Here is an 11,205-nt window from a genome sequence, read left to right on the forward strand (position 1 = left end):
TGATGAATTGATGGCATTTATCCGGAGGGTAAAGGCGCTCATCCTTAAGCGTTGGGGTCTTAATCCATCAGAGAAAGTAAGTACTCTGCTGCTTTGGTTGGGTTTTCTGCATGACAAATGGCAGAAACCAAAGCCAAACCATGAACACCAGTGGCGCTAAGTTGCGGAATGTTACTTTCGTTAATGCCGCCAATGGCAACAATCGGTAGTGAAGTCGTCTCTAACGCCATCTTCAAACCTTCAATACCCCAGTGTTTTTTGGTGTTGGTTTTGGTTGGTGTAGCGAAGATGGCACTCAAGCCGATGTAATCAATGGGCAGAGACCCCGCCTCTGCCAACTGCTCTTCAGTCTCAATCGATAAGCCGAGAATTTTGTTTGGTCCAATCAACTCGCGAGCGATAGTTGCGGACATATCTGATTGCCCCAAGTGGACACCATCAGCATCAACAGCAAGGGCAACATCAACACGATCATTGATGATTAACGGGACTCCAGTGCCTTCAAGGATCGTCTTTACGGCTTGAGCTCGTTCAATAAATGCACGAACGTCACCATGTTTTTCACGCACCTGCACCATGGTGACCCCACCTTCTACCGCCTTTCTTACAACGTGTTTGAGAGTGGATAAATCTTGTTGGTCGTCGGTGACCAAATACAAACGATAGGCGTTCATTATGTTTCCTTTTGCCTCCCACTGTCTTTGGAGTGAGAGGCGTTTAAAGCATTGAGAAGTGATTTATCTCACTTGTAATTTAAGACGTGTTGCCAGTGTTTCTTCATCCAGTTGGTAAAGCTCATCCAAAAGATGCATTTGCAAGCTACCTGGCCCTCGCGCTTGCTCTGCCGCAATTTCACCCACAACGCCAAGCACCGCTGCCGCAGCAAGGCCTGTTTCGTCGCCGATTGCTGCGAACGCGCCTGTCAGTGCGGTTAACGTGCAACCCATGCCCGTTACGTATGGCATCATCTCGTGACCATTATTCAGCTGGACGGTTTGCTCTTTTGTCACGATGTAGTCAGTTTCGCCGGAGATCACCACGCTCGCTCCGTATTCTGCCACTAAGGAGTGAGCCGCCCCAAGGGCTGCATTACTACTGTCGAGTGCATCTATACCTTTGCTTTGCGCTTGCTCACCAGCGAGAGCAATGATTTCGGAAGCATTACCACGAATGATTAACTTGTTTGCAAGGCGGGCGATTTCGCGCGAGGTTTCGGTGCGCAGTGAACTTGCGCCGCAACCGACAGGGTCGAGCACAACGATTTTACCGTTCGAGTTGGCTTGCTCGACGGCATAGCTCATGCGCGGTGTCCAAACGCTGTCTAGGGTGCCGATGTTGATCACCAAAGCGCCAGCAAACGACATCATTTCTGCCATTTCTTGCTTTGAATGCGCCATGATTGGCGAAGCACCGATAGCCAACAAAGCGTTCGCCGTGTTGTTCATCACCACGTAGTTGGTAATGTTCACGACTAAAGGCTTTTGCTGACGCACTGCGGTTAATGTTTGAGTGATTTGTTCTATTAACATGAGATTCTCCAATTAACCTTATTGTGCGTTTAGACCTTGTTGCCAAAACGCCACTTCCATACGCGTTGCGGTTTTGAATACCTGAATCAGGTTTTGACCGCGCTGGCTGTTGATATCAATTTCTGCTAGCAACTGATTAAAGTGTTCTGCTCCTTTTGCGACACCAGATTGGAATTCCTCACCGCCGTACAAGTTAATCCAACTTGCGTAAGGATTGCCTTCGAATACCGTGTTTTCATCTTCAATCAGCATTTTACCAATGACGGCGTAGCCGATGGAGCAAGGGGCGAGCGCGGCATATAAGTCAACTAAGTCGCCCGTCATTCCCGCATCCAATACGTAGCGCGTGTAAGCCACCGTGCCAAAGTCTTCCGGCTCGTTTTCGAGATCAGATTCCGTTAATCCCCACTGACCGCAGTAGGTAACATGGTGGGCAATCTCTGAATCTAAAAGCGCATGTACGCTTGGTAGTGCGCGGCGCATATCGTCTAACGTACGCGCTTTGTAGATTGCCAGCGCATAAGCTCGTGCGTACTGTTTTAGGAATAAGAAATCTTGCTTTAAGTAATGCAGAAAACAAGGTTGAGCCAGAGTGCCTTGCGCCAATTGCTGCACGAAAGCATGCTCAGTGTATTCTTGCCAATCTTGGTGGCAAGCGTCGATCAAATCTTGGTATTTCATTATGGGTATCTCGTTATCAAAAGACCCTAGGCTTAGATCCTAAGGTCAGTAGAATTAGTCAAAGCTCGGTACGTAATCTTTCGCTTTTGGCTGTGTTTTGATGATTTTTTGTGAATACATAAACTCGGCGTAATCATCGTAGCGTTTCAGATCTACTGCGGATGGACGAAGAGCGAAACGAGTTAGCGTGTCGTTCCAAGCGCGTTGGTTAAGCTCGTTGTTGAGCGTATCTGGTGAATAAGCAACAAACTCTTTCCAAGATTCTTTTGGATGGTTAACGATGTAAGTGGTTGCTTGCTCTAGTGCTTTGTTGAATGCCTTGATGGCTTCTTTGTCGTAGGTTTTTGCATTGGCTACGAAGACTAGCTCGTCATACGCTGGCACGCCGTGTTCTTCAGGGAAGAAGGCCTTAGCTTTATAACCTTCTAGTGCCAGTTGGTTGGTTTCGAAGTTACGTAGACCGCCCCAAATCGCATCCACCTTGCCAGACGCAAGAGACGAAGACAGCGCCCAACCTACGTTGATGATTTGTACGTCAGAAAACTTCACGTTCTCTTGAGCTAGCATGGTGCCGATTGTCGCTTCTTCGTTGCCTGCGATCGCAATACCGATCTTCTTGCCTTTCAAGTCGCCAAGGTTTTCATTCTTACCGTTGTCCAACACCATCAACGTGTTGAGTGGCGTAGCAATCAAAGTCGCAGAGCGGATTAGTGGCAAACCAGCCGCGACATCGATGGTCAGGCTTGGTTGGTAAGAAATCGCCATGTCGACCTTGCCAGCTGCGACCAACTTAGGTGGTGTACTTGGATCTGCGGGCTCCTGAATGTTGACCTTCAAACCTTGCTCTTTGAAGTAACCACGCTCTTTGGCAATCACGATAGGACCATGGTTTGGATTGACGAACCAATCCAACATCAGTGTCATCTCTTTTTCAGCGGCAAGCACGTTGGTTGATACCACTGAAGCGAGTAGAGCAGCAGCGCTCATAAGTTTGTTTTTATTCACGGGGTTCTTCCTTTTCTTTCCCAATTTTCTTTGGTTATTTTCTGTAATTATTTGCTTTCCCAAGGGATGGCTTTTTTCAATAATTTATCGGTGATGAAGTAGAGTGAGATAGACAGCACAGCGAGGATAAACAGTGCTGCAAACATCTCATCAATGATCATGCGAGCGTTGGCTTGGAGCATCAGATAACCCAAGCCTTCGCTTGAACCTACCCACTCACCGACCACTGCTCCAATTGGCGCAATAACGACGGCAACACGAATACCTGAGGCTAAAGTTGGTAGTGCGGCTGGCAATTGAATATGACGAAGTAGCTGCCATTTAGACGCGCCCATGGTCTTGGCAAGGTCGAGGTAACCTGTTGGCGTATTGCGCAAACCGTCGTAGCAACATGTCGTGACGGGGAAAAAGATGATGATCGCCGCCATGACTACTTTCGATGCAATGCCGTAACCCAGCCAAAGCATGAGCACTGGCGCGATAGCAAATACTGGAATGGCTTGGCTAGCGATAAGAATCGGCAATAGCCAGCGTTTGAGCGGCTCGAACATCAGCATTTGCAAAGCGAATAGCAAACCCATCGATAAGCCGAGTGCGAGGCCAAGTAGGATCTCTTGTGCCGTTACCCAAGTGTGTTTGAGTAGCACGTCGTATCGAGTGACTAATCTATCCAATACTTCAATTGGCGAAGGCAAGATGAAGCTTGGCATGTCAAACACCACTACAATGAGTTGCCACAAACCTAAGATCACGGCTGCGCTGATCAGCAGACGCAACGCCGGATGAGTTACGCGTTCCTTTTTACTAATACGCGCCGAAACGGAGTTGTACTGAGTCATATCACTCATAGTCTTTCTCCAACTGATCCAAAATCGCCTGCTGTAGCGCTGCGCACTCTCCATCGAGAGATCTTGGTGGCTTGGAGTCCGGAACAACCAAGTGCTGCGCTTGAGCAGGCGTGCCTTGCAACACATAGAGTTGGTGTGACAATCGCACCGCTTCTTGTGGGTCGTGCGTAATCAAGACAACGGTTTTGTCCTTTAGTAGCTCGGCAGAGAGAGTTTGCAATTTGTGGCGAGTCACGGCGTCCAATGCCGAGAAAGGTTCATCCATCAAAACCAAAGGTTTGTCTTGCATCAGAGTGCGAGCAAGGGCTACGCGCTGTCGCATACCTCCGGAGAGTTGAGCGGGTTTGGCGTAAGCGTAATCTGCCAACCCAACGTGCTCTAACAAGTTGAGAGTTCGTTGCTTCTCATCCACTGAATTTGGATTGGCGTGAGAAAAGCGCGAGCTGAGGCAGACGTTATCCAGCACGTTAAGCCACGGTAGCAATAAATCCTGCTGAGCCATGTAAGCGACACGGTCATGCAGTGCGGCGCCATCTGTTGTGATGAGTTCGCCATACCAGTCAACTTGGTCATCCAGTAGGCCAGCTAAGTAACGCAATATTGTGGTTTTCCCGCAGCCACTTCGTCCGAGTAATACCGTCCATTGACCGACAGGAATGGTCATGTTCACTCCCGCTAAAGTCGGTGTTTGGCTGTCTTTGTATTGCAAACTGGCGTCGGAAAGCTGAATGCCAATCGCGTTAGCGAACATAAGTATGACCCGAAAAAAAGTGATTCACAGGGCCGTGACCTTTCCCCACTTCCAATTCATCAGCGTGTGCGATAGCTTGGCTGATGTACTGCTTACCAAGGTGCACCGCTTTGTGCAGGTTGTTGCCTTGACTAAGGTAAGACGCAATGGCGGAAGACAGTGTACAGCCCGTACCGTGGGTGTTTTTGGTCGGAAAACGCTTGGCGCTGATTAACTCCGCACTGTTTTGCATGATCAGCAGATCGTTGCTGTTTTCATTTTCTTCAAGATGACCGCCTTTGAGCAGAATAGCTTTGGCACCAAGTGCACGAAGGTCGGTAATCATATCGTTCATTTCAGATTCTGATTGAGGCACTGGCTTACCCGTCAATGCTGCACCTTCTGGCAGGTTAGGAGTGATGATGTCTGCCAGTGGAATTAGTTCTTCTTTTAATGTGCTGATTGCTGATTGCTCAAGTAGCAAATCGCCGCTGGTGGCGACCATGACGGGATCAATCACAAGATGTTTAGGTTGGTATTGCTTAATCTTGTTAGCAACGACTTTAATGATGTTCGAATCCGCCAGCATGCCGACTTTTACCGCCACAATATTGAGATCGGTAAACACTGCATCGAGTTGGCTTTCAACGTGATCAAGAGGAATAGAGAAAATCGCAGAAACGCCTTGCGTGTTTTGTGAGGTGATGGCGGTAATCACTGAGCAGGCAAAGCTGCCAGTGGCGGACATCGCTTTGATATCGGCTTGGATGCCTGCGCCGCCGCCGCTGTCGGAGCCTGCGATGGTTAAGACAACTGGGGTGGTTATAGGTGATTGTGCCTGGTGTAAAGATGGCTGTGATTGCTGCGTCATGGTCGCTCCTACTACAAGACGTATAGGAACTGACTTTGACCGTTGTGGATAGATCGATTGTTCGATCGTTTCGCTCGCCGAAGAGGAGCGGCGAAAGGCAAAGTGCGCATAGTTCCCTACGTCAGTGCTAACTGAATCAGGTTCAACGGGTCTCGAATCTCGATCTCAGCCAACGCTTATCGCGTGGCCCCCCGACTATTTCGCTCGGATGATAGCAGGACCCTTGTAGAAGGGATACGTTTTTTGAGAGTAATTATTATTGAGTATTCAATTATGCGAGGTGAGTGATAGAGTAAGCATCTAAATGGTTCGTCGTGTGGAATTTACTAGTGCAACGCTCTGGTGAAAGAGCTGAACCTGGAATATTTAATAAATAATCGTGGTCTCGTTAAGCAAGGATTAGCACAAAACAAGGTTAAAAAACTGTTAAAATTTAACGCGTTGCCAATTTAACTTTACGGAATTTATCGGAAGTTAATTAGGAAGGCTAAGACGATCATCGAGCAAGGAGACTTCATGCTTAATTCTGCAACAGCGAAGTCAGTGATCGATCATGCACTCTTTTTGGGGGCTGATTTCGCTGAACTATTCGTTGAACATCATCAAACTAACACCGTCCAGATCGCATCTGGTGAGGTGGACAAGATCAATTCGGGGATTGATTTTGGTATCGGCATTCGCCTCTTCTTCGGTCACAAAGTGCTTTATGGATACACCAATAGCACGGACGAAGCCGAGCTAAAACGCGTAACGTCATTGCTTGCGGCAAAAGACAAGCGTGAACAAATCGCGTCAGCAGGTTCTTTGAATTTGAACCGCTACCCAATCCAACACGGTTGCCGCATGCCGCTAAGTCAGGATGCCAACTTAGATTCAAAAATCGCGTTTCTATTGAAAGTTGACCAAGCTGCGCGTGCAGAAAGTGAGTACATCAGCCAGTTCATTGGTAGTGTGCTTCAGCGCGAGCAGCAAGTGTCTATCTTCAACTCAGAAGGTCTACACGTTGACGATACTCGTCACTACATCCGAGTTGCTGGTAATACCGTTGCTCAAAAAGGTAATGAGCAGTCTTCTGGTATGGAAGGTCCTGGCGCTCTTGCTGGTTGGGAGTTCAGCGAACAGCTTGATGCGAAAGAGCTGGGTCAAACTATCGCGCAGCAAGCGTTAGTGAAACTTGGCGCTGATGCTTGTCCATCAGGTGAAATGCCAGTGGTGATTGGTAACGGCTTTGGCGGCGTTATCTTCCATGAAGCGTGTGGCCACTTACTCGAAACCACTTCGGTTGCGAAGAAAGCGTCCGTATTCCACGACAAGATGGGCGAAATGGTTGCTCACACCGCAGTGAATGCAGTTGATGATGGCACCATGACCAACGAATGGGGCTCGATTCATGTTGATGACGAAGGCATGAAGACTCAGCGCACTCAATTGATCAAAGACGGTAAGCTAACCAGCTTTATGGTCGATAAAATGGGTGGTATGAAGACAGGTTATGAGCCTACGGGTTCTGGTCGTCGTCAGAACTACAAGTTCGCACCAACCTCGCGAATGCGTAACACCTTTATTGAAGAAGGCGAGCATTCACTTGATGACATGCTGGCAGGTATCGAACGTGGTATCTATGCGAAGAAGATGGGTGGTGGCTCGGTTCAACCGGGAACAGGTGAGTTTAACTTTGCTGTTCGTGAAGCTTATCTCATTGAAAATGGCAAAATTACCAAACCTCTGAAAACAGCAACGCTGATCAGCACGGGCCCTAAAGTGTTGAAAGAAATCAGCATGGTCGGTAAAGACATGGCGCTTGCGCCGGGCATGTGTGGTTCAGTAAGTGGTTCAGTACCAACAACAGTCGGTCAGCCAACACTGAAAGTAGATAATATTCTGGTAGGAGGCGGTAACTAATGAGCCAAGAAAAACAACTTCTTAATGCGGTTGATTACGTCCTATCAGAAGCAAAGCGTCAAGGCGCAGAAGCGGACGTCATTGTAAACCGCAACAGCAGCTTTTCTCTGAAAGCGAACCAAGGAAAGCTGGATGAGTACAAAGTAAGCTCAAGCCAAGTTCTGGGTGTTCGTGTTGTGAAAGATGCTCGTGTCGCGACAAGTTATTCTGAATCACTAGAGCAACCAAGTTTAGATTTGATGCTCACAAACGCGCTGCAAAGTGCTCGCTTTTCCAAGCAAGATGAACATCAAACCATCAGCTGCGTAAACAGTAAAATCACCACTGATATTGCAGAAATTGCGCAAGACGATACCACATCGGTCGATGAGAAAATTGAACTGTCCCTTGCGCTTGAGCAAGGTGTTGTGGCTCTGCCTCACGCTTCAAGCTCACCATACAATGGTTACAGTGACGGTGAAACTCAGCTCATCATCGCGAATACTCAAGGTACGTTATGTCAACATTTCGAGCGATCGTTCACTTGTTACGCGTATACCTTGTTTGAAAAAGACGGCAAACAGTCGATGGCGGGAAGAATGTCGCTAGGTCGCCGTTTTGATGAGTTGGATCCAGCTTATTGTATAGAAGGCGGTTACAACCTTGCTCGCGATCTTCTTGAAGGCGCTCCGGTTGCGACAGGTAACTATCCGGCCATTTTCCACATCAATGCTTTAAGCAGCCTGTTTGGTGCATTCGGCAGTGCGTTTTCTGGTGTGAGTGCGATGAAAGGCATCTCGCCACTGGGTGACAAGCTTGGTCAAAGCGTTGCAAGTGAACTGATCACCTTTACCGATGCGGCTTACATGCCAAATGGTATGGCAATCGCAAGTTTTGATAGTGAAGGCTTTGCTACTCAAGACAATGTGTTGATCGCCAATGGCCAACTGAATACGCTATTGCACAATAGCCAAACAGCGAGTTATTTGGGTGCAGTGTCGACGGCAAGTGCATCTCGCAGTGCAAAATCGAGCCTAGACGTATCGGCAAATCATAAAGTGATTGCGACAGGCAACAGCAGTGCGCCAGAAGTCAAAGCAGGTGAATACCTAGAATTAGTCGAACTGCAAGGGGTTCACTCTGGTGCAGATGCTGTCAGTGGTGATTTCTCATTTGGTGCGAGTGGCTTCTTGTGCCGTGATGGAGAGCGCGTTCAACCAGTTCGTGGGATCACGGTAGCCGGTAACTTCTATAAGATGCTGCAAGAAGTAGAAGCTGTGGGTGATACGCAGCTTATTAATGATAGCCGCACTTTCTTCGCGCCAGATGTGCGTTTTGCTCGATTGAGCATTGGCGGTAAGTAAGCGCGGCATAGAAAGTCAGAAACAAAAAAGAGGACTCGATCGAGTCCTCTTTCATCATCTAGCAACGTGTACGCGAATAACTATAATTCGCGGATATCCAGTTCGTTGTGGATCAATACCACACACTGAGAAGCGAAAAGCATCTTAGGACCTAAGCTGATCTTCTCAGTACCTAGGCGCTTCAAGCTGTTGAACGACTTCTTCGGCATCGGGATGTGATCGGTTAGCAAGAAACATGGGTTTTCACCAATTTCTGTGTCACGAACAAATTTGCCTTTCTTGTCCAACATATAAAGCTGGTGATCTTCGGCTAGTTCTTGAACCAAGCGTTCGAAGCTTACTGTACGAACCGTAATACCCGGTTCAACTTCGCGAAGCTGCTCTTTACCCATACCAACAGATGCGTCTAACGCACGGGCAACGGCAGCGATCAACGTTGACTCGTGAAAACCACCAATATTGGTAATGTCGTTTGAACGAATGGTAATCGTGCGCGAGTAATCCTTCGTGCTCTCTAATACCAAGTGGACAACCACATCTTCACGGTGAGATTGTGCCACGAACATGGTGTTCATCATGGTATGAGCAAGGATCTCGGTATGCGCCTCGTTACCAACACCTTCTAATAGTGCTTTGCTGGTGGTTGGCGCCGCGCGAGCTCGTAAAACAAAAGAGCGCATGAATTTAGCCTCTATATAGGAAGAGTGAATGCGCGGAAGTATATACCCAAGCAGGGAACGGATGCGAGTTTAATAGTAAATGTGAACTTACTTACAAAGCTTCGATTGTCGTGCGGAGTGTGCTGGTTAGAATAGGAGGCAACCCTGTTAGGAGCGGTATATGGAAATCAAAAAGATAAATAAAGAAATTTATAAAAAGAAAGTAAACCTGGTGATTGGCGGTTTTGTTGCGTTGCTCGCTATCTCATCTCTTGCCTTTAGTACCTTGCTTATTGTTTTGTTTGGCAACACTGAAGTCGTACCTGAACAATCAACGGGAAACTTTCATTGGAATTTGATTGGTGTCGTTCTCGCAGTCGCAACTTCCCTCTCTTTATTGAATCAAATTAAAACTCGACCATACCTGGAAGAGGTGCTGTACGTTTGGAAGCTCAAGCAACTGCACAACAAAATATTTCGTAAACTAAAAAGCATTAAAGCAGCCGCGAGCAATGACGATGTAAAAGCGCTCACTACGCTTAAGTTCTATTACACAACGCAACAACAAGTGTTTGAGTTAGACAACAACACATTGACGATGAGTAGTGTAAATAAAGAATTAGAGGCAATTGAGCAAATCGAAGCGGCGCAATCACTGGATCTTGATATCACCAGCTTTAAAGAGAGCTGGGTAGACACATACTGATTGCCTATTTGCTACTTGAAGTTAACAACTGAGTGCTAAAAATAAGCGTTTGAGTGAGATTTAATCACTCGACGCTTTTTTTTAAGTTTTTTTCTAAAAAGGGGTTGCCAAGAAAAATCATCTCCCTATAATGCGCCTCCGTTGTCAGGGCAAAGCGGAAACGCAAAAGCAATTGGCAATAAGGCGAAAGAAAGCTTCTAAAAATTAATTTAAAAAAGTGTTTGACACTGAAAGTTAATTCCTTAGAATACGCCTCCGCTTCGATAGCAAAGCTTACGAAGCAAGCTCTTTAACAATATAGACCTATCAATCTGTGTGGGCACTCGTTGATGATAATCCAATTAGAAGCTTCGGCTTCAAATTAGGTTTCAATGAAACGAAGTGACCATTCGAATTGGGAAGCAGCCTTGAGCTGTTTTGTTTCACTTTTTCAAAAGTGAAAACCAATAAGAGCACAGTCAATTCAAACATTACTTTATGTAATGTTCAGTATTCATTGAGCCGACAAAATCTTAAATTGAAGAGTTTGATCATGGCTCAGATTGAACGCTGGCGGCAGGCCTAACACATGCAAGTCGAGCGGAAACGAGTTAACTGAACCTTCGGGGAACGTTAACGGCGTCGAGCGGCGGACGGGTGAGTAATGCCTAGGAAATTGCCCTGATGTGGGGGATAACCATTGGAAACGATGGCTAATACCGCATGATGCCTACGGGCCAAAGAGGGGGACCTTCGGGCCTCTCGCGTCAGGATATGCCTAGGTGGGATTAGCTAGTTGGTGAGGTAAGGGCTCACCAAGGCGACGATCCCTAGCTGGTCTGAGAGGATGATCAGCCACACTGGAACTGAGACACGGTCCAGACTCCTACGGGAGGCAGCAGTGGGGAATATTGCACAATGGGCGCAAGCCTGATGCAGCCATGCCGCGTGT

The 11,205-nt window shown here is 47.4% G+C and carries 11 protein-coding genes, 1 rRNA gene and 1 riboswitch; of the genes, 4 read left to right on the forward strand and 8 right to left on the reverse strand.

Features of this window, described 5'->3' with window-relative positions:
- Positions 1-59: 59 nt before the first annotated feature.
- The 7 genes from thiE to thiD form a co-directional block, all read right to left on the reverse strand.
- Positions 60-674, reverse strand: coding sequence for a thiamine phosphate synthase (gene thiE, locus D8S93_RS14050; RefSeq protein WP_104972197.1), 615 nt, complete (start codon positions 672-674; stop codon positions 60-62).
- Positions 675-737: 63 nt separating this feature from the next.
- Positions 738-1,529 carry a hydroxyethylthiazole kinase gene (gene thiM, locus D8S93_RS14055; RefSeq protein WP_152813808.1) on the reverse strand — a complete coding sequence of 264 codons (792 nt, stop codon included), beginning with the start codon at positions 1,527-1,529 and terminating at the stop codon, positions 738-740.
- Between the two features lie 18 nt (positions 1,530-1,547).
- Positions 1,548-2,210 carry a thiaminase II gene (gene tenA, locus D8S93_RS14060; RefSeq protein ID WP_152813810.1) on the reverse strand — a complete coding sequence of 221 codons (663 nt, stop codon included), beginning with the start codon at positions 2,208-2,210 and terminating at the stop codon, positions 1,548-1,550.
- Between the two features lie 54 nt (positions 2,211-2,264).
- Positions 2,265-3,215 (reverse strand): ABC transporter substrate-binding protein, encoded by a 951-nt coding sequence (locus D8S93_RS14065; RefSeq protein ID WP_104972200.1) that lies wholly within the window; start codon positions 3,213-3,215, stop codon positions 2,265-2,267.
- A gap of 47 nt (positions 3,216-3,262) precedes the next feature.
- A complete protein-coding gene (locus D8S93_RS14070; protein WP_152813812.1) occupies positions 3,263-4,063 on the reverse strand; it encodes an ABC transporter permease in 801 nt (266 codons plus the stop codon).
- Complete coding sequence (locus D8S93_RS14075; RefSeq protein ID WP_152813814.1) at positions 4,056-4,814, reverse strand: ABC transporter ATP-binding protein; 759 nt, start codon at positions 4,812-4,814, stop codon at positions 4,056-4,058. Before D8S93_RS14075 ends, D8S93_RS14070 begins: the two co-directional genes overlap by 8 nt.
- Positions 4,804-5,664: a bifunctional hydroxymethylpyrimidine kinase/phosphomethylpyrimidine kinase gene (gene thiD / locus D8S93_RS14080; protein WP_152813816.1), complete on the reverse strand. Its 861-nt coding sequence runs from the start codon at positions 5,662-5,664 to the stop codon at positions 4,804-4,806. Before thiD ends, D8S93_RS14075 begins: the two co-directional genes overlap by 11 nt.
- A 96-nt stretch (positions 5,665-5,760) precedes the next feature.
- A riboswitch (TPP riboswitch) is annotated at positions 5,761-5,868 on the reverse strand.
- A 312-nt stretch (positions 5,869-6,180) separates the two neighbouring features.
- Between thiD and D8S93_RS14085 the strand changes: the two genes are divergently transcribed.
- On the forward strand, positions 6,181-7,566 hold the full coding sequence (locus D8S93_RS14085; protein ID WP_048625558.1) for a TldD/PmbA family protein: 1,386 nt from the start codon (positions 6,181-6,183) through the stop codon (positions 7,564-7,566).
- Entirely contained in the window at positions 7,566-8,909 is a 1,344-nt protein-coding gene (locus tag D8S93_RS14090) for a TldD/PmbA family protein (protein ID WP_152813818.1), read from the forward strand. Before D8S93_RS14085 ends, D8S93_RS14090 begins: the two co-directional genes overlap by 1 nt.
- An 80-nt stretch (positions 8,910-8,989) precedes the next feature.
- Here D8S93_RS14090 and trmY read toward each other — a convergent pair whose 3' ends face one another.
- Positions 8,990-9,589, reverse strand: coding sequence for a tRNA (pseudouridine(54)-N(1))-methyltransferase TrmY (gene trmY, locus D8S93_RS14095; protein ID WP_152813820.1), 600 nt, complete (start codon positions 9,587-9,589; stop codon positions 8,990-8,992).
- A gap of 160 nt (positions 9,590-9,749) precedes the next feature.
- Here trmY and D8S93_RS14100 point away from each other — a divergent pair, with 160 nt between their 5' ends.
- Both D8S93_RS14100 and D8S93_RS14105 read left to right on the forward strand, forming a co-directional pair.
- Positions 9,750-10,274, forward strand: a complete 525-nt coding sequence (locus D8S93_RS14100; RefSeq protein ID WP_152813822.1) for a DUF3087 domain-containing protein — start codon at positions 9,750-9,752, stop codon at positions 10,272-10,274.
- Positions 10,275-10,788: 514 nt separating this feature from the next.
- Positions 10,789-11,205: ribosomal RNA gene (locus tag D8S93_RS14105) — 16S ribosomal RNA — on the forward strand; the annotation flags it as partial.

This window comes from Vibrio sp. VGrn 2, assembly GCF_009361695.1.
GTDB lineage: Bacteria > Pseudomonadota > Gammaproteobacteria > Enterobacterales > Vibrionaceae > Vibrio > Vibrio diabolicus.